At 72.7% G+C, this 22,173-nt stretch carries 19 protein-coding genes and 1 tRNA gene; 12 read left to right on the forward strand and 8 right to left on the reverse strand.

Features of this window, described 5'->3' with window-relative positions; all coding sequences use genetic code 11:
* Positions 1-56 precede the first annotated feature (56 nt).
* Positions 57-129 (reverse strand) — tRNA-Arg (locus tag ACKUU6_RS13860).
* Between the two features lie 139 nt (positions 130-268).
* The gene (locus tag ACKUU6_RS13865) at positions 269-757 is read right to left on the reverse strand and encodes a hypothetical protein (RefSeq protein ID WP_407988825.1); all 489 of its coding nucleotides are present in this window, start codon (positions 755-757) and stop codon (positions 269-271) included.
* 181 nt (positions 758-938) lie between these two features.
* Here ACKUU6_RS13865 and ACKUU6_RS13870 point away from each other — a divergent pair, with 181 nt between their 5' ends.
* From ACKUU6_RS13870 to ACKUU6_RS13895, 6 genes are all read left to right on the forward strand, one after another.
* The gene (locus ACKUU6_RS13870) at positions 939-2,258 is read left to right on the forward strand and encodes a diacylglycerol/lipid kinase family protein (RefSeq protein WP_407988827.1); all 1,320 of its coding nucleotides are present in this window, start codon (positions 939-941) and stop codon (positions 2,256-2,258) included.
* Between the two features lie 70 nt (positions 2,259-2,328).
* Complete coding sequence (locus tag ACKUU6_RS13875; RefSeq protein WP_407988828.1) at positions 2,329-2,865, forward strand: phosphatase PAP2 family protein; 537 nt, start codon at positions 2,329-2,331, stop codon at positions 2,863-2,865.
* Between the two features lie 147 nt (positions 2,866-3,012).
* Positions 3,013-4,464: a carboxyl transferase domain-containing protein gene (locus ACKUU6_RS13880; protein ID WP_407988829.1), complete on the forward strand. Its 1,452-nt coding sequence runs from the start codon at positions 3,013-3,015 to the stop codon at positions 4,462-4,464.
* A 99-nt stretch (positions 4,465-4,563) separates the two neighbouring features.
* On the forward strand, positions 4,564-6,054 hold the full coding sequence (locus ACKUU6_RS13885; RefSeq protein WP_407988830.1) for a glycosyltransferase family 39 protein: 1,491 nt from the start codon (positions 4,564-4,566) through the stop codon (positions 6,052-6,054).
* Positions 6,055-6,056: 2 nt separating this feature from the next.
* On the forward strand, positions 6,057-6,818 hold the full coding sequence (locus ACKUU6_RS13890; protein WP_407988831.1) for a polyprenol monophosphomannose synthase: 762 nt from the start codon (positions 6,057-6,059) through the stop codon (positions 6,816-6,818).
* A 79-nt stretch (positions 6,819-6,897) separates the two neighbouring features.
* A complete protein-coding gene (locus ACKUU6_RS13895; protein ID WP_407988832.1) occupies positions 6,898-7,716 on the forward strand; it encodes a YhjD/YihY/BrkB family envelope integrity protein in 819 nt (272 codons plus the stop codon).
* A gap of 83 nt (positions 7,717-7,799) precedes the next feature.
* Here the strand turns inward: ACKUU6_RS13895 and ACKUU6_RS13900 are convergent, their stop codons facing one another.
* Both ACKUU6_RS13900 and ACKUU6_RS13905 read right to left on the reverse strand, forming a co-directional pair.
* Positions 7,800-9,659 (reverse strand): D-alanyl-D-alanine carboxypeptidase, encoded by a 1,860-nt coding sequence (locus ACKUU6_RS13900; RefSeq protein WP_407988833.1) that lies wholly within the window; start codon positions 9,657-9,659, stop codon positions 7,800-7,802.
* 212 nt (positions 9,660-9,871) lie between these two features.
* Positions 9,872-10,840: an IS481 family transposase gene (locus tag ACKUU6_RS13905; RefSeq protein ID WP_407988834.1), complete on the reverse strand. Its 969-nt coding sequence runs from the start codon at positions 10,838-10,840 to the stop codon at positions 9,872-9,874.
* A 186-nt stretch (positions 10,841-11,026) separates the two neighbouring features.
* Here ACKUU6_RS13905 and ACKUU6_RS13910 point away from each other — a divergent pair, with 186 nt between their 5' ends.
* From ACKUU6_RS13910 to ACKUU6_RS13920, 3 genes are all read left to right on the forward strand, one after another.
* Complete coding sequence (locus ACKUU6_RS13910; RefSeq protein WP_407988835.1) at positions 11,027-11,779, forward strand: GOLPH3/VPS74 family protein; 753 nt, start codon at positions 11,027-11,029, stop codon at positions 11,777-11,779.
* A gap of 329 nt (positions 11,780-12,108) precedes the next feature.
* A complete protein-coding gene (locus ACKUU6_RS13915; protein WP_407988836.1) occupies positions 12,109-12,966 on the forward strand; it encodes a helix-turn-helix domain-containing protein in 858 nt (285 codons plus the stop codon).
* Entirely contained in the window at positions 12,963-13,172 is a 210-nt protein-coding gene (locus tag ACKUU6_RS13920) for a DUF397 domain-containing protein (protein WP_407988837.1), read from the forward strand. The genes ACKUU6_RS13915 and ACKUU6_RS13920 overlap by 4 nt, the downstream gene beginning before the upstream one ends.
* A 65-nt stretch (positions 13,173-13,237) precedes the next feature.
* Here the strand turns inward: ACKUU6_RS13920 and ACKUU6_RS13925 are convergent, their stop codons facing one another.
* Together ACKUU6_RS13925 and ACKUU6_RS13930 are read right to left on the reverse strand one after the other, a co-directional pair.
* Positions 13,238-14,332: an ADP-ribosylglycohydrolase family protein gene (locus ACKUU6_RS13925; RefSeq protein WP_407988838.1), complete on the reverse strand. Its 1,095-nt coding sequence runs from the start codon at positions 14,330-14,332 to the stop codon at positions 13,238-13,240.
* A 143-nt stretch (positions 14,333-14,475) separates the two neighbouring features.
* Positions 14,476-17,058: a bifunctional FO biosynthesis protein CofGH gene (locus ACKUU6_RS13930; protein ID WP_407988839.1), complete on the reverse strand. Its 2,583-nt coding sequence runs from the start codon at positions 17,056-17,058 to the stop codon at positions 14,476-14,478.
* A gap of 179 nt (positions 17,059-17,237) precedes the next feature.
* Here ACKUU6_RS13930 and ACKUU6_RS13935 point away from each other — a divergent pair, with 179 nt between their 5' ends.
* The 3 genes from ACKUU6_RS13935 to ACKUU6_RS13945 are packed head-to-tail and all read left to right on the forward strand — an operon-like array spanning position 17,238 to position 20,247.
* The gene (locus ACKUU6_RS13935) at positions 17,238-18,410 is read left to right on the forward strand and encodes a LolA family protein (RefSeq protein ID WP_407988840.1); all 1,173 of its coding nucleotides are present in this window, start codon (positions 17,238-17,240) and stop codon (positions 18,408-18,410) included.
* A 9-nt stretch (positions 18,411-18,419) separates the two neighbouring features.
* A complete protein-coding gene (locus ACKUU6_RS13940; RefSeq protein WP_407992123.1) occupies positions 18,420-19,400 on the forward strand; it encodes an ABC transporter ATP-binding protein in 981 nt (326 codons plus the stop codon).
* Positions 19,387-20,247: an ABC transporter permease gene (locus ACKUU6_RS13945; protein WP_407988841.1), complete on the forward strand. Its 861-nt coding sequence runs from the start codon at positions 19,387-19,389 to the stop codon at positions 20,245-20,247. Before ACKUU6_RS13940 ends, ACKUU6_RS13945 begins: the two co-directional genes overlap by 14 nt.
* On the opposite strand, the gene rarD is transcribed toward ACKUU6_RS13945, so the two are convergent.
* The gene (gene rarD / locus ACKUU6_RS13950; protein ID WP_407988842.1) at positions 20,184-21,188 is read right to left on the reverse strand and encodes an EamA family transporter RarD; all 1,005 of its coding nucleotides are present in this window, start codon (positions 21,186-21,188) and stop codon (positions 20,184-20,186) included. The two genes, ACKUU6_RS13945 and rarD, sit on opposite strands and share 64 nt — an antisense overlap.
* 97 nt (positions 21,189-21,285) lie before the next feature.
* On the reverse strand, positions 21,286-22,134 hold the full coding sequence (locus tag ACKUU6_RS13955; protein WP_407988843.1) for an NAD(P)H-binding protein: 849 nt from the start codon (positions 22,132-22,134) through the stop codon (positions 21,286-21,288).
* Positions 22,135-22,173 lie beyond the last annotated feature (39 nt).

Raw genomic sequence — 22,173 nt, forward strand, 5'->3', positions numbered from 1 at the left:
CCCCGCAACTGCGAAGGGCCCCGAACCGTGGTGGTTCGGGGCCCTTCGGCCAGGTGTGCCCCATGCAGGATTCGAACCTGCGACACCGGCTTTAGGAGAGCCGTGCTCTATCCCCTGAGCTAATGAGGCTCGGCCGCCGAGAGGCTGCCGCCGACCGTTCCCCGGTGGGGACGACCGTCTGACCGATGACAGACTAGCGGATCGTACTGTCGCGGATCTCCTCTGTTCGACCGCACCTCGGTGTGAGCTCCGGCGGCGCCTCCCCCGGTCAGGAGTCGGCGGCCTCCTCGGCGGCCCTGACCTGTTCGGCGAAGTCGTCGGCCGGGAGGCGTTCCACGGTGGAGCCGTGGTCGGCGGCGAAGGTGTTCACGGGCTCGGCGGACTCCTCCTTGATGTCGAGGACGAGCAGGCCGGTGCCGTCCGCGACCCTCGGGCCGAGCACGATCAGGCCGGCGCCGCCGGTGGCGCCCCGCTCCTGTTCGGCGGCGTTGCCGAGTGCGGCCCCGGCGGCGAAGCCGAGGAAGGCGCCGACCGGGCCGCCGAGCAGGCCGAGCAGGCCGCCGACCACGCCGGAGCCGACCGTCGGCAGGCCGGCGCCCCGGGCGAAGCTGTCGCCCATCTCCAGCAGGCCGTCCGCGGAGCGTTCCAGCACGGCGGCCTGGCGCAGGCCGGGCAGGTGTTCGGCCTGCGCCAGGGCGGAGCGGCAGGCGGCGGGGTCGGCGAAGGCGAGCAGGACGATGTTGTGCTGGTCGGTCATCGCGTTCCGATCGGTCGGGGCGGTTTCGGGCCATCAGGTCATCCTGGGCACGGCAGCCCTGACGATGCCACAGGCCGCGCCGGATCCGGGGTAGGCGGGAACCGACGAGGTGCCACCCCGGCGTCGTGGCGGGTGGGTGGGGCTGGTGGGGTTGCGGCAGGATCGGGAGGGAGCCGGGAAGATGGATCGATCGGTGGAGGACGCGGAGGACGCGGAGGGCGCGATGCGGGCACAGCGGTTGGCACGGTTGGCGGTCGGGTGTGCCGCGGCTGCGGTGCTGGTGCTGGTGACGCTGGTCGGACTGCGCGGGATCGGCGTGATGGTGGCCGGGCTGGTCGGGCTCGGCGTGGCCGCCGCCGGGGTCTGGTGGGGGCTGGCGTACCGCGGGGCGACGCGGCTGTTCGGGCTGGTGCTCGCGGTGGCCGCGCCGGTCTGGGTACTGGGCTTACTGGTGGACAGCGGGATGGGCGTGGCCTCGCTGCTGGCGGTGGCGCTCTGGGCGGGGGCGATGACCACGGCGGCGGGTGCCCTGCGGCAGGACCGCAAGGAGCGGACCGTACCGGAGACCCAGGCCGCGCGGCCCGCCCGGCCGGTGCTGATCATGAACCCGAAGTCCGGCGGCGGCAAGGTCGAGAAGTTCGACCTGGTGGCGAAGGCCGAGGCGCTCGGCGCCAAGGTGGTGCTGCTGGCCGACCAGGACGTCACCGAGCTGGCCCAACAGGCCGTCAGGGACGGCGCCGACCTGCTCGGCGTCGCGGGCGGCGACGGCACCCAGGCGCTGGTGGCGGCGGTCGCCGCCGAGCACCGGCTGCCCTTCCTGGTGATCTCGGCCGGCACCCGAAACCACTTCGCGATGGACCTCGGCCTGGACCGGTCCGACCCGGCCCGCTGCCTGGACGCCCTCACCGACGGCGTCGAACTGAGCGTCGACCTCGGGTCGGTGGCCGACCGGCCGTTCGTCAACACGGTCTCCTTCGGCGCGTACGCGGAGATCGTGCAGAGCCCCGAGTACCGGGACGCCAAGGCCGCCACCGCCCTCGATGCGCTGCCCGACCTGCTGGCCAACCGGGCCGGCGCCCGGCTGACCGCGCAGGCGGACGAGACCCGGCTGGCGGACCCTCAGGCGCTGCTGGTCAGCAACAACCCGTACGAGACCGGCGACCTGCTGGGCGCGGGCAGCCGTCCCCGACTGGACGGTGGCACGCTGGGCGTGCTGAGCCTGCGGGTGGACGGCGCGGCACAGGCCGCCGAACTGGCCCTGCGCGGCGAACAGGCGCAGGGCCTGACCGTACTGACGGCCCGGCAGGTGACCGTGACCTCCGACAACGGCACCATCCCGGTGGCCGTGGACGGCGAGGCGCTCACCCTGCCGACGCCGGTGCGGTGCGAGATCCGGCCGGGGGCGCTGCGGGTGCTGGTGCCGCGCGACCGCCCCGGGGCGACGGCCGTCGCCCCGCTGCGGGACTGGCGGCGGGTCGGCAGGCTCGCCCTGGGCCGTTGACTCGGGCGGCGGTGCGCAAGGATGACCGAACTGGAACGGAAGAGGGAAGTGGCGATCGATGCGTAGCCCGATGACCGAACCGATCGTGCTGGACCTGGCCGCCCTGGACCGGGCGGTGTACGGGGCGATCGCGATCACCCCGACGCCTTCGCTGGACGGCGCGATGCGGCGGCTCTCGCACGCCGCGAACCATTCGAAGATCTCCTTCGCGCTGGCCGGGCTGCTGGCCCTGCGCGGCGGCCGCACCCGGCGGGCGGCGCTGCTCGGGGTGGCCGCGATCGGGGTCGCCTCGGCCGCCGCCAATCTGCTGGGCAAGAACCTGGTGCGGCGGGAGCGGCCGGACCGGCTGGGCGCGCTGGTGCCGGAGGCCCGGCACGTACGGATGCCCACCTCGGCCTCCTTCCCGTCCGGGCACTCGGCCTCGGCGTTCGCCTTCGCCGTCGCGGTGGGGGCCGAACTGCCCCGGACGGCGGTGCCGTTGAGCCTGCTGGCGGCCACCGTGGCGTACTCCCGGGTGCACACGGGTGTCCACTACCCGGGCGACGTGATGGCCGGCGGACTTCTCGGCGTGGCAGCCGCCACGGCCGTCCGGATCACCCTCGCGTAGACCGGGCCGCGCCGGCCGTCGTCCACCTGGTGCCCTTCGAGAGGCGGACGTCCACCGGGCCGTGATCGTGAACACGTCCCTCCCCGGCTACGGCGGCGGCCGCATCGGGCAGGGTTAGCCCGTGACGGATCTTTCGGGGAGGGTGAGTTGACGGCGGATCGGATGATCGAGCTCCTGCTCGACGCGGGGAGCTTCACGTGCTGGGACCAGCCGGTCCGGTACGACGGGGCCGACCCGTCGTACGCCGCGGCACTGGAGCGGGCCAGGGTACGGACCGGCCTGGACGAGGCGGTGACCACCGGTCGGGGCCTGCTGGCCGGGCGGCCGGTGGCGGTGGTGGTCTCGGAGTTCGGCTTCCTGGGCGGCTCGATCGGGGTGGCCACGGCCGAACGGATCACCAGGGCGGTGGAGCGGGCCACCGCCGAGCGGCTGCCGCTGGTGGCCCTGCCGGTCTCCGGCGGTACCCGGATGCAGGAGGGCACCGCGGCCTTCCTCTGCATGGTGCGGATCTCCGCCGCCGTGCTGGCCCACCAGGAGGCCGGGCTGCCGTACCTGACCTATCTGCGGAACCCCACCATGGGCGGCGTGTTCGCCTCCTGGGGCACTCTCGGCCACCTGGTGCTGGCGGAGCCGGGGGCCCGGCTGGGCTTCCTCGGCCCCCGGGCCCACCAGGAGCTGCGCGGCGTCGAGCTGCCCGCCGAGGTCCAGCGCGCCGAGACCCTGGCCGAGCGCGGCCTGATCGACGCCGTGGTCCCGCCCGAGCGGCTGGCCGGGACGGTCGACCGGGCACTCGCGGTGCTGGCGGACCCGGCCGGACCGGCCCCCGCCCCGGCACCCGCCCACACCCCGCCACCCACCGACGCCTGGGAGTCGGTCGGCCGCAGCCGCCTGCCCGGGCGCCCGGGGACGGACGCGGTGCTGGCCGCGGCGGATCCCGGCCGGGTGGAACTCGCCTCCCCGGACGTGGCGTTGGTCCGGGCGCTGGTCAGGTTCGGCGGCCAGCCCGCCGTCCTGGTCGGCCAACGGCCGGGCGCCGAACGCCCGTTCACCGCCGCCGACCTGCGCGCCGTCCGGCGGACGGCGCGGATCGCCGAACAGCTCGGACTGCCGCTGGTCACCCTCGTGGACACCACCGGGGCCGAACTCTCCGCTCAGGCCGAACTCGAGGGCCTGGCAGTCGAGATCGCCCGCTGCCTCAGCACACTGGTGGCCCTACGCACCCCCGTCCTCTCGGTGCTGCTCGGACAGGGCTCGGGCGGGGGCGCGCTGGCCCTGCTGCCCGCCGACCGGGTGCTCGCGGCCGAACACGGCTGGCTGGCGCCGCTACCGCCCGAGGGTGCCTCGGCGATCATGCACCGGGACGGCGCCCACGCAGCCGAACTCGCTCGGTCCCAGGGCATCGGCGCCGCCGACCTGCGGACGGCCGGCCTGGTCGACCGGATCATCCCCGAGCGGCCGGACGCCGCCGAGGAGCCGCTCGCCTTCGCCGACCGGGTGGCCGAGGCGATCGCCTCCGCACTGGGAGAGCTGACGGCCCGTCCGACCGAACGGCGGGCCGCCGAACGGCGGCGGCGGAACCGGCAGCTGGGCGGCGGCTGAGCAGCCGGGAGGGCGGAGGCACGATTTCTGGACCGCCTCGTCCGGGCGCTAGTCTGAATCCTGATTTGTCCCTTTTTACCCGGATGATCAGATCAGATCTTGAGTCACGTACGCGCACTCCTCCGCAGCGTCTGGTTGGGGCCCGCCCTGGTCATGCTGCTGGTCGGTCTGCTCCGGACCGCCCACCCCGAGCTGTGGCGGGACGAGATCTCCAGCTGGAGCGCCGCCACACGCGACCTCGGCGCCCTGGTCGGGATGCTGGAGAACGTCGACGCCAGCAACGGCGTCTACTACGTCCTGCTGCACTTCTGGACCACGCTGTTCGGCGATTCGGTGCTCAGCCTGCGGATGCCGTCCGCCCTGGCCATGGCCGGGGCGGCCGCCTTCACCGCGCTCACCGCGCGACGGCTCTTCGACAGCCGGACGGCCGGGCTGGCCGCCGGACTGCTGCCCGCCACCGTCCCGTTGGTCTCCCGGTTCGCCCAGGAGGTCCGCACCTACGCCCTGGTGACCTGCGCGGTGGCGGCGGCCTGCTGCCTGCTGCTCCGCGCGCTGGAGCGGCCCGGGGCGGGCCGCTGGTCCCTGTACGCGCTGGCGATGGCGCTGGCCGGCTGCTGCCACCTGATCTCGCTGAGCAGCCTGGCCGGTCAGCTGGTCCTGGTGCTCGCGCACTGGTGGGGCCGCCGCCGGGAGCCCGGGGCGGCCCGGGTGCTCTGGCAGTTCCCGCTGGCCGTACTGGCCGTGCTGCTGGCCGCCGCGCCGGTGGCCGTCTACGGCGGTCGGCAGGTCGGCCGGCAGCTCGGCTGGGTGCCCCGACCCTCGGTGCACGACCTGCAGTACTTCTGGCACGACCTGCTGGGCTCACCTCGGGAGATGCAGGTCTTCGCGGCGCTCGCCCTGCTTGCGCTGCTGCACCCCCGGTTCACCCGGGGCGCGGTGCAGGCGCTGCTGCTGGGCACACTGCCGGTGCTGCTGGTCTGGCTGGCCTCGCAGGGTAGCGGCTCGTACTTCACCAACCGGTACCTGCTCTTCACCGTGCCCGCCCTGGCCATGGCGGCCGGCGGGGGCGTCGCCGCCGTGGCCGGGCTGCTGGGCCACCTGACGGCCCGTCCGCTCGCCGTCACCGCGGCGCTGTCCCTGATCGCGGTCCCACTGGTGCTCGGCGCCCCCCGGCAGCAGCAGCAACGCGCCCTGCTCGCCCACGCCGACCGGGACTTCGCGGGCGCGGCCGCCGTGATCGCGGCCGGCTACCAACCGGGCGACGGGCTGGTCACGGCCGCCGGGGACCAGGCCTGGGCGATGGTCGAGCCGGGCGTCACCTTCTACCTTCCGGCGTCGGTCCGCCCGGTCCCGATGTTCGTGGAGCGGGACGCCACCCGGGCCCAGGACCTGTACGCCGTGCCCTGCCCGGTGGCCCAGCGCTGCGTCGGTGACGCGCCCCGGACCTGGCTCGTTACCATCGGCACGGGCGATGACCCCTACGAGGGCCTGCCGGACGGCCAGACCGAGGCCCTGCGGTACGCGTTCGTCCTCACCGATACCCGGCGCCTGCCGGGTATGACGGTGTCACTGCTGGTGAGAAAGGCTTAGACGTGACCACGGCTGACCAGGAGAGTTCCTTCGCCGATCTCGGTGGGGTGCTGGTGATCATTCCGACGTACAACGAGGCGGAGAACGTCGAGTTGATCACCGCGCGGGTGCGGGCGGCGGTTCCGGAGGCGCACGTTCTGGTGGCGGACGACAACAGTCCGGACGGTACGGGTGATCTGGCCGACAAGTTGGCGGCGGCGGATGATCACGTGCACGTGTTGCACCGCAGGGGCAAGGAGGGGCTGGGGGCGGCCTATCTGGCGGGTTTCCGTTGGGGTCTGGACCAGGGGTACCAGGTGCTGGTGGAGATGGATGCGGACGGTTCGCACCGCCCGGAGGAGCTGCCGAGGTTGTTGACGGCGTTGCGGACGGCGGATCTGGTGCTGGGTTCGCGGTGGGTGCCGGGTGGTGAGGTGGTGAACTGGCCGCGTTCGCGGCTGTTGCTGTCGCGGGGTGGTTCGTTGTACTCGCGGTTGATGCTGGATGTGCCGATCCGGGATGTGACGGGTGGGTACCGGGCGTTCCGGCGGGAGACGTTGGAGGGGCTGGGTATGGACCAGGTCGCTTCGGCGGGGTACTGCTTCCAGGTGGATCTGGCGTGGCGGACGGTCAAGGCGGGTTTCAAGGTGGCGGAGGTGCCGATCACCTTCGTGGAGCGGGAGCTCGGTGCCTCGAAGATGAGCCGGAGCATCGTGGTCGAGGCGCTGTGGCGGGTCACCGCCTGGGGCCTCACCGCCCGCCTCGACAAACTGCGGGGCAAGTGACGGCAGCTCAGGCCCCGCGTGCGGGGCCGCTGCTTCGGCGCGAGGATGAGGGCCTGTCCAGCCCACCCCGGAGGTTCGCGTGAGGAGCAGGATCGCCGCCCTGGCCGCGACCGCCAAGGGCCTGCCCGACCAGGTGCCGATCCTCGGCCGGGCGGTCGGGCAGCTCGTCCGGGTCAACCTGCTGGACAGCGCGACCCGGCTGGCTGCCCAGGCCTTCCTGAGTGCCCTGCCCGCCCTCTTCGTGGTCGCCGTGTTCGCGCCCGCCGCCATCCGGGACAACGTGGTCAGCTCGCTCCGGGACCAGCTCGGCATCGAGGGCGCGGCCCAGCAGGAGGTCCGGGGGCTGCTGTCGGCCGGCCACGACGAGGTGGCCGAGAGCTTCGGGCTGGTCGGCGCCCTAATCACCCTGCTCTCCGCGACCGCGCTCAGCCGGGCCATGCAGCGGGTCTGCGAACGCTGCTGGGAGCTGCCCAGGTCGGGCACCCGGGTGGCCGCCTGGCGCTGGCTCGTCTGGCTGGTGGTCTGGCTGGTCGTGCTGGTCTTCCAGTCGCCGGTCCGCAAGGGCTTCGGCGTCGGGGCCTGGCTGGGGCTGCCGCTCTTCCTGCTGCTCGCCACCGCCCTCTGGTGGTGGACCCAGCACCTCCTGCTCGGCAACCGGGTCGGCTGGTACCCGCTGTTCCCAGGTGCCCTGCTCGCCGGCGCCGCCAGCACCGGCCTCGGCGTCGCGGCCCAGGTCTACCTGCCGGGCGCGGTCAGCCGCAGCATCACCAAGTTCGGCCCGTACGGCGTGGTGTTCACCTCACTGTCCTGGCTGATCGTGACCTTCACCGCGGTGACGCTGGCCATCGCGCTGGGCCGCGTCCTGGCCGAGGAGCCACTGATCGCGCGCCGGGGCTGACCTCGCCCGGTCGGAGCACACCAGGGGCTCGGGGCTCTGCGACGGTCCGTCAACAGTGCCCCGAGCCCCTGGTGTGTGCCTGGCTAGGCGATGCGCAGGAGGCGCGACATGATCGACGGCGGGGCCAGGTCCGACTGGAGGGCCACCGGCACCTCGACCTTGCCTTCGCCCTCACCGGCCGTGATGGTCCCGACCTGGGTGCCTGCCTTGACGGTGTGTCCGAGCCGGTCGGCCCCCAGGGTGAGCTTGGCGGTGACCCCGGACCAGCCCGCAACCGTCAGGTCCTTGGTGGCGACCAGCGGCACCCGGCCGCCGAGTCCGTCGTCCACGTACCCGACGACCTGGCCCTGCTTGGCCAGGGTCTGGCCGGTCAGGCCGTCCTGTGCGGCGGTGATGATCTTCTGACTGACCGTCTGGGCGGCCTTCAGCAAGTTGTCGGTCGTGGTCGCGGGCTGCCCCAGCGTGACGCCGAGGATCAGCCGCTTGGTGCCGCCGATCTCCTTGACCGCCGCCCACATCAGGCAGGACCCGGCGGGGCTGCTGGAGCCGGTCTTGACGCCGATCACGCCGTTCCTGGCGGAGAGCAGCCCGTTGGTGTTGTAGATCCGCTGGCCGTTGGAGGTCATGTCCGGGGTGGCGACCACCTGGCGGAACACGTCGTCCTTCATCACCTCGCCGGCCAGCTTGAGCTGGTCCTTGGCGGTGCTCTTGGTGTCGTTGTTGTACCCGGCCGGGTCCGCGTACGTGGTGTTGGTCATGCCGAGCGCCTTGGCCTCGTCGTTCATCTTCTTGACGAACTCCGCCTCGGTGCCGGAGTCCCAGCGGGCCAGCAGCCGGGCGACGTTGTTGGCGGAGGGCAGCATCAGCAGTTCGAGCGCCTCGAACTCGGAGAGCTTCTGACCTTCGGTGAGCTGGGCGCGGGACTCGTCCCCGTTGGTGGACTCGGCGGCAGCCTGCCGGTCCACCGTGATGACCGGGCCCGGCTCGCCCTTCTTCAGCGGGTGGGCGCGGAGGATCAGGTGAGCGTTCATCACCTTGGTGACGCTGGCGATCGGCGCCGGGGTCTCCGGGCCCGAGCTGCCGAGGCTGCCGACCCCGACCACCTCGGCGGCGGCCTGGCCCTTGGCCGGCCAGGGCATGCCGAGCGGGTTTCCGGTGAAGGTGAACGAACCGGCCAGCGAGAGCTTGGTCTTGGGGTCGGGCAGCGGGCGGAGCAGCTGGGCGACCACCACCGCACCGACCAGCAGCGCGAGGAACAGGCTCCAGACGGTGGCCCGCTTGACGGCCCGTCGGAACGGCGAGACCGGACGGGCGGAGAGGGCGGCCAGCACCTCCATGGCCTCGTCGGTGGTCTCGGGCAGCGACGGCGGAGCGGGCTGAGCGGGTGGGGCAGGTGGGGCGGGCGGCGTCGGCGGGGACGGCGGCTCCGCGACCGGCGGGGCGACGGGCTCGGGAGCCGTACGGACCGGCGTGGGCGGCTTCGGGGGCTCCTCGGCCACCACGGGCTCCTCGGGCTCGGCGTCGGCCTCTGCAGGGGCCGCCGCGGGCGCCGCCTTCGCGCGGGCCACCTCGGGCTCGGCCACCGCAGCGGCCTCCGCAGGCTCGCGCTCGGCGTCGGCGGGGGTCTCCTCGGCCACGTCCGCCTCGTCCCTGGCGTCCCGAACCGCGAGACGGGGATCGACCGCCCCGGGCTTCGCGGCCGGCTCAGCCGCGTCCGCGTCCGGACCGTCCGGGCTGGTCACAGCCTCGGAATCGGTCTCCTCGGGCAGCCGGAGCATGGTGGTCGCGTTGTCCACCGGCAGCCTCAGCATGGTGGTCCGGTTGTCCACATCGCGGACCCTCAGCTGGACGGTGGAGCCGCTCGAACCGGTCCCGGCCGGGTCGGTCGGCACCTCCTCCTCGCCTTCCCCGTCGCGCCGCACCTTGTCGGGGGACTCGCCCACGTGATCCAACCTCCTCGTCCGCCGTACCGGCCGAACTCGATTTCCGTTCGCCGGTTAGCTGTCCAGTCTCCGGCACCAAAGGCCGTAACGGCCGTCACACCCCGCCCGACCGGCCACTATTCGGCCGAACCGGCCTCTTCCGGGGCTCTCCCAGCCTCAGACGCGGGCCCCCCGGGGGGCGGTTCCAGGGCCCCGGCGCTAGGTGTACTCGGTCATGAGGTTGGTGACAGTCGGCTGATCGGTGGCTGGCCGCCGAGCGCGGTGTGTCGACGTCGAGTGTTGTAGAAGTCGAGCCAGGGTGCGAGTGCGCGGGTGCGTTGGGTGTTGCTGGTGAAGACCTGCCGGTAGGCCCATTCGGTCTGCAGGGTGCGGTTGAAGCGCTCGACCTTGCCGTTGGTCCATGGGCAGTGCGGGCGGGTGAACTTCTGGCGTGCGCCGAGTTCCCGGCACGCGGCTTGGAAGTCGTGCGAGATCCGGTAGTTCTTGGCGTTGTCGGTCATCACGCGTTCGATCCGGGTGATGCCGTGTGCCTGGAAGAACGTGGCGGCGCGGGTGAGGAAGCCGGCGCAGGTGGCGCCCTTCTCGTCGGGCAGGACCTCGGCGTAGGCGAGGCGGGAGTGGTCGTCGACGGCGGCGTGGACGTAGTCGTAGCCCAGGCCGCGCAGGGCGCGGGGGCGTTCGCCGCGGCCGTGGGCGCGGTGGCCGCCGCCGTCCGGGATCTTCCCGAGCTTCTTGACGTCGATGTGGATCATGTCGCCGGGGCCGGCGTGCTCGTAACGCCGCCCGCCTGCCCGGGTGGCACGGATGACTTCACCGGTCAGCGGGTCGCAGGCGGACAGTGGCGGCACGTTGTGGCGGCGCAGGATCCTGCTGACCGTCCGGGCCGGGACACCGGTCTGCTCGGCCAGGAAGCCCGGGCCCACCCGCAACTGGTGGCGGGCCTTCAGTACGCGTCTTTCGACCGCGGGCGAGGTGCGTGCGGGACAGTGGTGCGGGCGGCTGGTCCGGTCGTGCAGACCGTTCCAGCCCTCCGCCCGGTACCGGTTGACCCAACGGTGGGCGCACTGGCGTGAGACACCGAGCTCCTTCGCGACGTGCGCGACCGGACGTTCGTCGAGTACGACACGGCGGACCAGCAGGCATCTGCCGTGAAAGGTCAGCCGGGCATTAGCGTGGGCCACCAGGACCTCCGAGGTGAGTGAAGACGGCAAACTCCACTACGCCCGGAGGTCCCTCCATGATCAAGTACCGACGCCACCTGTCATCAACGTGTCGGCCGAGTACAGCTAGGTCACGATTCGGAGGCGTACTCGACAAGCCGCTGTGAGAGGCGTCACTCTGTCATTCATCCACGCGGGGAGGCTTGGATGGGCAAGAGCCGCAGAACTATTCCCGAGGAGCTCCTGCTGCTCGCCTTGGACCCGACCACGGGCACCACGGCGCAGCCGCAGACCCTCGACCTCGGACTCGCCGGGGCACAGCTCGTCGAGCTGTCCTTGGCCGGAAGGATCGTCCCGGACGGGGACCGGATCGCCGTGGTGATGCCACGACCGACCGGTGACCCGACGCTGGACCACGCGCTGGAACTGCTGCGCCGTCGCGGCAGCCCGGTGCGGGCCGCGCACTGGATCGGCGGGCCCCGCCTGGGGCTCCGGCAGACCTACCTGGCGCACCTGGAACGGTGCGGCATGGTGACCGCCGTGCCGGGCCAGGTGTGCGGTGTGCTTCCGACGACGCGGTACCAGGCGTCCGACGACTGCACCAATGCCGCGATCAAGCAGCGGCTGGACACCGCGATCCGCACGGGTGTCCCGCCGGACCCCAGAACGGCCGCACTGGCCGCGCTGGCGCATGCCGTCGGCCTGGGCAAGCACCTCTATCCGGGCAACGAGGGCAGGTCCTCGCGGTCCCGGCTGCGCGACCTGATCAGGTACGACCCGCTGGGCGGCATGGTGGCGCACGCGGTGATGGACGTTCAGAACGGGCTGCCCAACCAGGTCCGTGGTCCGGCGACGACCGCCGGACCGAGCAGGCCGGCTCCGGCCGGGCGTCCGGCGCCGAGCCGGCCGACCGCGGGCGGCAACGGCCACGGGATGGCCGGTCGGGCGGTAGCCCGCTGAACGGAGCGCGCGGCGGACCGTGCGCGCCGGTGATCGGAAAGACCCTTTCGGGGCGGTCGGGCCCGGCAGACAACTGCCGGGCCCGACCGCCCCATTGGCGTTCCCGGGCCCCGGAGGTCCCCCTTATCGGTTCCGGCGCCGGCGCGCAAGGGCGGAGATCCCGATTGAGTGGTTTTCCGATGGTCTGTTCCAGTGCGCTCCCGTGATTCCCGGCGCCGTACCGAGCCAAGATGGCATGCTGCTCCAAGTCAGGGGGGTTGGTACCCATTTCCACAGTCTTCCGAGGCGCGCTGCTCTCCGGTGCGCCACAGGTCCGGCCGGAGGTCGATGTGTCCGCCAACATCAATCCGACAGTTCGGCGACGCAGGCTCGGCGCCGAACTGCGGCGTCTGCGCGAACTGAAGGGGATGACCGCCGAGGAGGTGGCGGGCCGCCTGATGGTCTCCCAGTCGAAGATCAGCCGGCTGGAGAACGGCCGCCGCTCGATCAGCCAACGCGACGTCCGGGACCTCTGCGACGTCTACGAGGTCGCCGACGAGCGGATCAGGGCCGGGCTGATGGAGATGGCCAGGGAGTCCCGCCAACGCGGATGGTGGCACGAGTTCGGTGACATCCCGTACAGCGTCTACATCGGCCTGGAGGCCGAGGCGAGCTCGATCCGGGCGTACGAGTCCTCCTTCGTCCCCGGCCTGCTGCAGACCAGGGAGTACGCGGAGGCGGTGGTCGAGGGCACCCAGCCGGACACCGACGTGAGCGCCATCAAGCGGCGGGTGGACGTCCGGCTGAAGCGGCAGAGCCGGATATACGGCGAGGACCAGCTCGGCAGCCTCTGGGTGGTGATAGACGAGGCCGTGCTGATCCGGGTGGTCGGCGGCCCGCGGGTGATGGCCGATCAGCTGCTCCAGCTGCTGGAGTTGAGCGAGCGGCCGAACATCAACCTCCAGGTGATCCCGTTCCGGCACGGCGCCCACCCCGGCATGACCGGGACATTCTCCCTGATGGAGTTTCCGGAGTCGGCGGATTCGACCGTCGTCTACTTCGAAGGAGTGACGAGCGACCTCTACCTGGAGAAGGAGGCCGACGTCCGCCGCTATACCAATCTGTACGACCACCTGCGGGCCGCAGCGCTCAGCGTCGCGGAGAGCCGGTCATTGATTCACACCTATGCAGAGGGGTTCAAGAGATGAGCACGAAGTCGACCAGCAACCTGACCTGGCGCAAGAGCAGCCACAGCGGCGGCAACGGCGCCTGTGTCGAGATCGCCGTCCCGAGCAGCGCCACCATCGCCGTCCGTGACTCCAAGGACCCCGAGGGCCCCCAGCTGCACTTCACCAAGGAGGCCTGGGCCGCCTTCGCCACCGCCACGGCCACCGGCGCCTTCGGCGAGATCTGAGACTCCGCCACGACGGAGGGCGGGCCGCAGGCGAGCAGCCTGCGGCCCGCTCTGCCGTTCCTGGGCTACTTGAGCGGGTAGCGCTCCGACCAGGCGGGGCCGCGCAGTTCGGGACCGTGCAACAGCTCGAGCACGAAGTCGTCGGCGAGCTCCAGCATGGTCCCCCGGCCCTCCAGCTCGGGCAGCAGGTCGGGCGGGAGCGCCGTCTCGCCGTGCAGGGCGCCGAGCAGGCTCCCGCAGACCAGGCCGGTCGAGTCGCTGTCTCCGGAGTGGTTGACCGCCAGCAGCAGACCGGACTTCACGTCGTGCGCGACCAGCGCGCAGTAGACCCCGATCGCCAGCGCCTCCTCGGCGACCCAGCCCTGACCCAGCTCCTCGACCCGCTCGGCCGAGGGCTCCCCCGCCCGTACCGCGTCCAGCGCCTTGCGCAGCGCCGTGGTGGTCTCCTCGTGGCCGGGCTGGTCGGAGAGGGTGGCCAGCGCCAGGTGGACGCCCTCCTCCAGGGTGCCGCCCCTGGCCACCGTGTGCACGATCACCGCGAAGGCGCCGGCCGACAGGTAGCCGGTCGGATGGCCGTGGGTCAACACCGAGCACTCGACCGCCAGTTGGAAGACCAGGCCCGGCTCCCAGGCGGTCAGCAGCCCGAACGGCGCCGCCCGCATCACCGTGCCGCACCCCTTCGACTCCGGGTTGCGCGGCGCCTCCCTCGTCCCCGGGCGCTCCGCGTCCGGACCGGTCAGCCCGGAGAGGCAGGCCTGCCCCGGGGCCCGCTGCGCGTACAGCCACTCCTGCCGCCCGAGCCAGCCGAGGTCATCCTTGCGCTCGTCCGGACCCCAGTCGTACTGGGTCGCTGCCCACCGCAGGTAGGCGTGGTGCACGTCGGTCGGCGGGTGCCAACTCCCGCCGTCCCGTTGGACGTGCGCCCGGATCAGCCCGTCCATCGTGAACAGCGTCATCTGGGTGTCATCGGTGACCCGGCCCGGCCTGCCGTACGCGGGGACGTACCCGGTCACCCCGGCCGGACCGTGCGCGGCGCGGATGCTCTCCAGCGACTCGAACTCGATGCCGGCGCCGAGCGCGTCACCGATCGCCCCGCCGAGCAGACAGCCCCGCACCCTGCTGCGGAAGTCCTGCTGCTGCGTGCGTGACCACAGTGGCATCAACGGACGGCACCTTTCGTCGGGTACGGGAACCGCACCACCCGAACGGGCCGGGCTGGAGCGCATCCGCACTGTATTCGAATACCGCTCCGATTTGGACCTCCGCCGGTGAACCCCGCCCCGACGCCCCCGGGCCGTGCGGCTCAGTCCAGGACGGGAAGCAGCTGCGGCAGGTGCCCGTCCGAGGCGAGCGCCGCCGCCCGGCGTTCGGGCGTGACCTCGCCGTAGGTGGTGGTGCGCTGGCGGTGCGGACGGCCGGCGGCCTCGGCGATGGCCTCGAGGTCGCGGACGGACTTGTAGCTGCCGTAGGCGGAGCCGGCCATCCGGGAGATGGTCTCCTCCATCAGGGTGCCGCCCAGGTCGTTGGCGCCGGAGCGGAGCATCTCGGCCGCGCCCTCGGCGCCGAGCTTCACCCAGCTGGTCTGGATGTTGGGGATGTGCGGGTGCAGCAGCAGCCGGGCCATCGCCATCACCGCGCGGTTGTCCCGCATGGTGGGTCCCGGCCGAGCGATCCCGGCCAGGTATACCGGGGCGTTGGTGTGGATGAACGGCAGCGTGACGAACTCGGTGAAGCCGCCGGTCCGTTGCTGGATCTGCGCCAGCAGCCGCAGGTGGCCCAGCCAGTGCTGCGGCCCGTCCACGTGCCCGTACATCATGGTGGACGACGAGCGGATGCCCAACTCGTGTGCCGTGCTGACCACTTCGACCCAGGTCGCGGCCGGGAGCTTGCCCTTGGTCAGCACCCAGCGGACCTCGTCGTCGAGGATCTCCGCCGCCGTGCCGGGGATGGTGTCGAGTCCGGCGGCCCTGGCCTCGGTCAGCCAGTCGCGGATCGAGAGGCCGGTCCTGGTGGCTCCGTTGACCACCTCCATCGGCGAGAAGGCGTGCACGTGCATCCCGGGCACCCGGGCCTTCACGGCGCGCGCGATGTCGAAGTACGCCGTGCCCGGCAGGTCGGGGTGGATACCGCCCTGCATGCAGACCTCGGTGGCCCCGACCTCCCAGGCCTGTTCGGCCCGGTCGGCGACCTGGTCCAGCGAGAGGCTGTACGCGTCGGCGTCGGTCCGCCGCTGGGCGAAGGCGCAGAACCGGCAGCCGGTGTAGCAGACGTTGGTGAAATTGATGTTCCGGGTGACGCAGTACGTGACCTCCTCGCCCACAGTGTCCCGGCGGACCGCGTCGGCGATGCCGCAGAGCGCGTCCAGCACGGCGCCGTCGGCCTGGAACAGGGCGAGCGCCTGAGCGTCCGTCAGCCGGGTCGGGTCCTCGGCCGCGACGGACAGGGCCTCCCGCAGGTCGCCGCCGAGCCGCTCCGGCGCGGTGGAACCCACCTGGGCCCGGAGCTCCTCCCAGTCGCCGTAGACCTCCTCGAAGTCGGCCCGCCGGTCGCCGGTCCGCCCCTCGGTGTCGATCTCGGCGTGCAGCTCGGTCCGGCCCGAGGCGGCGGGCAGGTCCTCCGGCTCCTGCCAGGGCAGGCCGACCGGCATCGCGTCCGCCCGGGCCAGCCCGGTCTCCGGGTCGGCCAGCGCCCGGACGTGCGGCAGGACGCGCGGGTCCAGCCACGGTTCGCCGCGCAGCAGGTACTCCGGATACACCGTCAGCCGCTCGCGCAGCGCGAAGCCCTGGGCGGCCGTCCGGGCGGCCAGCTCCTCGATCTGCGGCCAGGGGCGCTCGGGGTTCACGTGGTCGGGGGTGAGCGGGGAGACGCCGCCCCAGTCGTCGATGCCCGCGCCGATGATCAGCGGGTACTGCTCGTCGACCAGGTTCGGCGGCGCCTGGATCCGGGCGGACGGGCCGAGCACCAGCCGGGTGACCGCGATCGCGGCGGCCAGCTCCTCCAGTTCGGCGTCCGGCATGCCCCGCATCGCGGTGTCCGGCTTGGCCCGGAAGTTCTGCACGATCACCTCCTGCACGCCGTGGTAGCGGCGGGCGGTCCGGCGGATCGCGAACAGCGCGTCGGCGCGCTCCTCGTACGTCTCCCCGATGCCGATCAGCACCCCGGTGGTGAACGGCACCGCGCTGCGGCCGGCGTCCTCCAGCACCCGGAGCCGGACGGCCGGCTCCTTGTCCGGCGAGCCGTGGTGCGGGCCGCCGGGCTCGGACCAGAGCCGGGTCGCGGTGGTCTCCAGCATCATGCCCATCGAGGGCGCGACCGGCTTGAGCCGCTGGAAGTCGGTCCAGCTCAGCACACCGGGGTTGAGGTGGGGCAGCAGCCCGGTCTCCTCCAGCACCCGGATCGACATCGCCCTGAGGTAGGAGAGGGTGTCGTCGTAGCCGTGCGCGTCCAGCCACTCGCGCGCCTCCGGCCAGCGGTCCTCCGGCCGGTCGCCGAGCGTGAACAGCGCCTCCTTGCAGCCCAGCGCCGCGCCCTGGCGGGCGATCTCCAGCACCTCGTCGGGCGACAGGTAGAGGCCGTGACCGTCCTTGCGGAGCTTGCCGGGCACGGTGACGAAGGTGCAGTAGTGGCAGCGGTCCCGGCAGAGGCGGGTGAGCGGGATGAACACCTTCTTCGAGTACGTGATGACCCCCGGACGCCCGGCCTCGGCCAGCCCGGCGTCCCGGATCCGGGACGCCGTGGCGCACAGGTCCGCCAAGTCCTCGCCCCTGGCCCGGAGCAGCACCGCGGCCTCGGCCACGTCCAGCGCCACCCCGTCCCTGGCCCGGCGGAGCGCGCGCCGCATCGAGGTGGCGGTCGGTGCGGGCGGCTGGTCCTCCGTTGCGTTCATGGGGTGACGATACCCACGGGTTGGTCCGTCGGGATGACGGAACCCTGACGTGGTCTCAGGGTCGGCTGCGCCGCTGGGTGTAGGGCCGTCCCGCCCTGTGGGGCGATGCCGGGGAACCCGCGCCGGGCTCTAATGGGTTGTGCAGAGCAGGACATCTGACGACGACAGGGGTAGAAGTCATGGTGGACCAAGTGCGGCCGTACCGCTCCGGACGACGTACCACCGCCCGGGTCCTGGTCCCGGTCGGTGTGGTGGCGCTGACCGCGGCCGGGATCGGCCTGGTGCCCGCGATGGCGGGCGACTCCGGGCCCTCGCTGCCGGCCCTGACGGCGGAGCAGGTGGTGGCCAAGGCGCTCGGCTCCGACACCGAGTCGCTCTCGGGCACCGTGAAGGTCAAGGCCGATCTCGGGGTCCCGGCCCAGCTGCTCGGCGGGCTGCCGGGCGCCGCCGGTGGCCGCGGCGGCGGTGACCAGGGCTCGTCGCAGGCCGCGCCCGAGAGCAAGCTGCTCGAACTGCTCGGCGGCGAGCACACCCTCCAGGTCGCGGTGGACGGTCCGGACCGCCAGCGGATCGGGCTGATCGGCGGTCTGTCCGGCTACGAGTTGGTGCACAACGGCGGCGAGCTGTGGGCCTGGGACAGCCGAAGCAACGACGCGGTCCACCTGACGGGGCCGGCGGCCGCCGTCGGCCAGCGGCCGAAGACGCCGCTGCCGGTCACCCCGCAGGACGCGGCCCGCCGGTTCCTCGCGCTGGGCGCCGACACCACCTCCGTGGTGGTGGACGGCACGGCCGAGGTGGCCGGGCAGAAGGCGTACCAGCTGAGCGTGAAGCCCAAGCAGAGCGGGTCGACCATCGCCGAGGTGCGGATCGCGGTGGCCGCCGACAACGGCGTGCCGCTGGCGGTGCTGGTCCGCGCGACCGACGGCTCCAAGGTGCTGGACGTGCACTTCAGCCAGGTCTCCTTCGCCAAGCCGAGCGCCTCGACATTCGCCTTCACCGCGCCGAAGGGCGCCAAGGTGACGGAGCGTCGGGCCGAGGCCCCGGCCGTACCGACTGTGCCCGGTCTGACCACGGACGGGCAGAAGACGGACGGCCACGACGCGGGCGGCCACAACGCCGGTGGTCACACCACGGACGGCCTCGACCTGGTCGGCCAGGGTTGGGCCACCGTGCTCACCGCCAAGCTGCCCGTGGGCGAGGGCGCATCCTTCGCCAAGGCGCTCGGCAAGCCGGTCGGCGGCGGCACCCTGATCGGCACCAAGGTGCTGAACGTCCTGATCACCGACGACGGCCGGGTGTTCGCCGGCGCGGTCACCCCGCAGGTGCTGCAGAGCGCGGCCGGGGGGAAGTGAGTGGCTCTTCTGGAACAGTCGGACGGCCGGGCGGCCACCAGCCGCCCGGCCGCTCCGGCGGACGTGATCCGCACCAGCGGCCTGACCAAGCGGTTCCGGGGCGGGCAGCTGGCGGTGGACAACCTGGACCTGACGGTGCCCCGGGGGTCGGTCTTCGGCTTCCTCGGCCCGAACGGCTCCGGCAAGACCACCACCATCCGGATGCTGATGGGCCTGATCGCCCCCACCGCCGGGGTGGCCACCGTACTCGGTGAGCCGATGCCCGGCGCGGTGTCCTCGGTGCTGCCCCGGGTCGGCGCCCTGATCGAGGGCCCGGCCCTGTACGGCTTCCTGACCGGCCGGGACAACCTGGCCCGGATCGACGCCGCCGACCCCACCACCGACTCGCGCACCCGGGCCCGCCGGGTGGACGAGGCGCTGGACCGGGTCGGCCTGACCGCCGCGGCGGGCAAGAAGGCCCGCGCCTACTCCCTCGGCATGAAACAGCGGCTCGGCCTGGCCTCGGCCCTGCTCAGGCCGCGCGACCTGCTGGTGCTGGACGAGCCGACCAACGGCCTGGACCCGCAGGGCATGCGGGAGATCCGCGCCCTGATCCGGGAGGTCGCGGCCGACGGAACCACCGTCTTCCTCTCCTCCCACCTGCTGGACGAGATCGAGCACGTCTGCACCCACGCGGCCGTGATGGCCAAGGGCCGCCTGCTGGTCCAGGGCACGGTGGCCGAGCTGGCCGCCCGCGCCCAGGGCCGCCTGGTGGTCCGTACGCCGGACGTCGCGCTGGCGGCCGAGGTGCTGACCGCCCGTCAGGTCGCTGACCTGACCGGCGACGACGACCGGGTCTCCGGCACCCCGCTGGGCGACCAGGAGCTCCCCGAGCTCTGCGCCGCCCTGGTCGGGGCCGGGGTCCGCGTGCACGGCTTCGGCGTGGAGCGCGGCACACTGGAGGACGCCTTCGTGGCACTGACCGGGGAGGGCTTCGATGTCGCTGGTTGAGACGCGGCCTGCCGCTGTGGCGGCCGCACGGGGTTCGCTCTCGCTGTTCCGCAGCGAGCTCGGGCTGACCTTCCGCCGGGCCAGGACGATCACCCTGCTGGGCATCCTGGCCGCGCTGCCGGTGCTGATCGGGGTGGTGATCAAGTCCCAGACGGACGGCTCCGGGGGCGGCGGCGGTCCCGCCTTCATCGCCCAGGTGACGCAGAACGGCCTGTTCCTGGTCTTCACCTCACTGGCCGTCACCCTGCCGATCTTCCTGCCGATGACGGTGGGCGTGGTGGCCGGTGACTCGATCGCCGGGGAGGCCGCCTCCGGCACCCTGCGCTACCTGCTGGTCGCCCCGGCCGGGCGGACCAGGCTGCTGGCCGTCAAGTTCGCGGCGGGCATGACCTTCTGCCTGGCCGCCACCCTGGCCGTGGCGCTCTCCGCCCTGGCCACCGGCGCGGCGCTGTTCCCGCTCGGCGAGGTCACCCTGCTCTCCGGTGACACCGTCGGCCCCGGCACGGCGCTGCTGCGGGCGGTCCTGATCGCCCTGGTGGTCGCCGCCTCGCTGGGCGGGCTGGTCGCGATCGGCCTGTTCGTCTCCACCCTGACGGGCAGTGGGATCGCCGCCATGGCCACCACGGTGGTGCTGGTGATCACCGTGCAGATCCTGGACACCTTCCCCCAGCTGCACGCCATCCAACCGTTCCTCTTCACCCACCAGTGGCTCAGCTTCGGCGACCTGCTCAGGCAGCCGGTCTACTGGGACAACGTGCTGCAGAACCTCGGGCTCCAGGCGGTCTACGTGGCCGTCTTCGGCTCGGCCGCGTGGGCGAGGTTCACGTCGCGCGACATCACGGCCTGAGCCTCCGGCAGGGCGCCCGCCTGCACGGCCGGCGCCGCCTCCGGGCCGTGGGTCCGCCGGAGGCGGCGCAGGGCGTCCCAGGTGAGCAGCGCGAGTGCGAGCCAGACCAGCGCGAAGCCGGCCCACCGTGCGGGCGGCATCTGCTCGTGGAAGACGGTGACGCCGATCAGGAACTGGAACACCGGCGCCAGGTACTGGAGCAGCCCGAGGGTGCTGAGCGGCACCCGGATCGCCGCCGCGCCGAAGCAGAGCAGCGGGACCGCGGTGATCACCCCGCTGAGCATCAGCAGCCCGGTGTGCCCCCACCCGGCCACCAGGAAGCTGCCCTGGCCGCGGACCGCCAGCCAGATCAGGAAGCCGACCGCGAACGGGAACATCACCGCGCTCTCCAGCGCGAAGCTCTCCAGCCCGCCCAGCGCGACCTTCTTCTTGAGCAGGCCGTAGATCCCGAACGAGAACGCCAGGGTCAGCGCGATCCAGGGCGGCCGCCCGTACCCGAAGGTGAGCACCACCACCGCGGCCGTGCCGATGCCGACCGCCACCCACTGCGCGGTGCGCAGCCGCTCGTGCAGCAACAGGACCCCGAAGGCGATGGTGACCAGCGGGTTGATGAAGTACCCGAGGCTGCTCTCGACCACGTGGCCGGAGTTCACGCCCCAGATGTAGACACCCCAGTTGAGCGAGATCGCCAGCGCGGCCAGCACCGAGAGCGCCAGCCTGCGGGGCTGGGCGAGCAGCGGACGGATCCACGCCCAGCGACGCTGCACCAGCAGCATCAGGGCGACCGCCACCAGGGACCAGGTCATCCGGTTGGCCAGGATGTCGGCCGCGCCGCTGGGCTCCAGGAGCGGCCAGAACAGCGGGAAGAGCCCCCAGATCCCGTACGCGGCCACGCCGTAGCCGATCCCGTTCCCACCACCGGCCTGCTGCTGTACCGCCATCGACCGGCCTGCCCTCCGCGCGCGCTGATCCTCGGTCGAAGGTAGCGGCACGGAGGGCGGACTGTCATCTCCGTATCAGGGTTTGACTCATGACAGGTCAGACGGCTGCGGCGACCGTCTCGGCCAGCGGGGTGGTCGGGCGGCCGATCAGCTTGCTCAGCCCGCCCTGGTGCCGGGCCAGTTCGCCCCGGGCTATGGCGGCGTCCACGTCGACCAGGATCGAGGCGAAGCCCTCCGGCAGGCCCGCACCGACCAGGACGGCGTGGTGCTGCTCGGCCGGCAGGTCGCGGTACTCCACCGGCCTGCCCGAGGCGGCGGCCAGCGCGGCCGCGTACTCGGAGAAGCTCCAGGCCACGTCGCCGCTGAGCTCGTACACCTGGTTGGCATGGCCCTCGCCGGTGAGCACCTCGACGGCCGCGTCGGCGAAGTCGCGCCGGGCGGCGGTGGCGATCCGGGCGTCACCGTTGCTGCCGACCACCGCGCCGTGCTCCAGGGCGACGGCGGCGTTGGCGGTGTAGTTCTCGGTGTACCAGCCGTTGCGCAGGAAGACGTACGGCAGGCCGGAGGCGCGGATCGCCGCCTCGGTGCCCTTGTGGTCGTCGGCCAGCGCGAAGTTGGCGTCGTCGCCGCCCAGCACGCCGGTGTAGGCGAACAGCGCGACCCCCGCCGCCGCCGCCGCCTCCACCACCGCGGTGTGCTGCGGGATCCGGGCGCCGATCGCGGTGCCGGAGATCAGCAGTACCTTGTCGCCCGCGCCGAAGGCGGCCGCCAGCGTCTCTGGCCGGTCGTAGTCGACCACCCGGACGTCGACGCCCTGGGCGGCCCAGTCGGCGGCCTTCTCGGCGGAGCGGACGGCGACGACGATCTCGGTCGCGGGGACCTTGGCGAGCAGGCCCTCGACGACCAGGCGGCCGAGCTGTCCGGTGGCTCCGGCGACGACGATCATGACGTTCTCCCTGCGGTGAGCTCTTGTGCTGACAGCACT

The sequence above is a fragment of the Kitasatospora sp. CMC57 genome (genome assembly GCF_045866025.2).
In the GTDB taxonomy this organism is placed as follows: Bacteria; Actinomycetota; Actinomycetes; order Streptomycetales; family Streptomycetaceae; genus Kitasatospora.

What these genes read in the sequence shown, in the direction of transcription:
- ACKUU6_RS13930 (WP_407988839.1), bottom strand. Translation starts at nt 17,058, where the DNA reads ATGAACGCAACGGAGGACCAGCCGCCCGCACCGACCGCCACCTCGATG.
- ACKUU6_RS13955 (WP_407988843.1), bottom strand. Translation starts at nt 22,134, where the DNA reads ATGATCGTCGTCGCCGGAGCCACCGGACAGCTCGGCCGCCTGGTCGTC.
- ACKUU6_RS13925 (WP_407988838.1), bottom strand. Translation starts at nt 14,332, where the DNA reads ATGCCACTGTGGTCACGCACGCAGCAGCAGGACTTCCGCAGCAGGGTG.
- ACKUU6_RS13935 (WP_407988840.1), top strand. Translation starts at nt 17,238, where the DNA reads ATGGTGGACCAAGTGCGGCCGTACCGCTCCGGACGACGTACCACCGCC.
- ACKUU6_RS13920 (WP_407988837.1), top strand. Translation starts at nt 12,963, where the DNA reads ATGAGCACGAAGTCGACCAGCAACCTGACCTGGCGCAAGAGCAGCCAC.
- ACKUU6_RS13910 (WP_407988835.1), top strand. Translation starts at nt 11,027, where the DNA reads ATGGGCAAGAGCCGCAGAACTATTCCCGAGGAGCTCCTGCTGCTCGCC.
- ACKUU6_RS13945 (WP_407988841.1), top strand. Translation starts at nt 19,387, where the DNA reads ATGTCGCTGGTTGAGACGCGGCCTGCCGCTGTGGCGGCCGCACGGGGT.
- ACKUU6_RS13870 (WP_407988827.1), top strand. Translation starts at nt 939, where the DNA reads ATGGATCGATCGGTGGAGGACGCGGAGGACGCGGAGGGCGCGATGCGG.
- rarD (WP_407988842.1), bottom strand. Translation starts at nt 21,188, where the DNA reads ATGGCGGTACAGCAGCAGGCCGGTGGTGGGAACGGGATCGGCTACGGC.
- ACKUU6_RS13865 (WP_407988825.1), bottom strand. Translation starts at nt 757, where the DNA reads ATGACCGACCAGCACAACATCGTCCTGCTCGCCTTCGCCGACCCCGCC.
- ACKUU6_RS13875 (WP_407988828.1), top strand. Translation starts at nt 2,329, where the DNA reads ATGACCGAACCGATCGTGCTGGACCTGGCCGCCCTGGACCGGGCGGTG.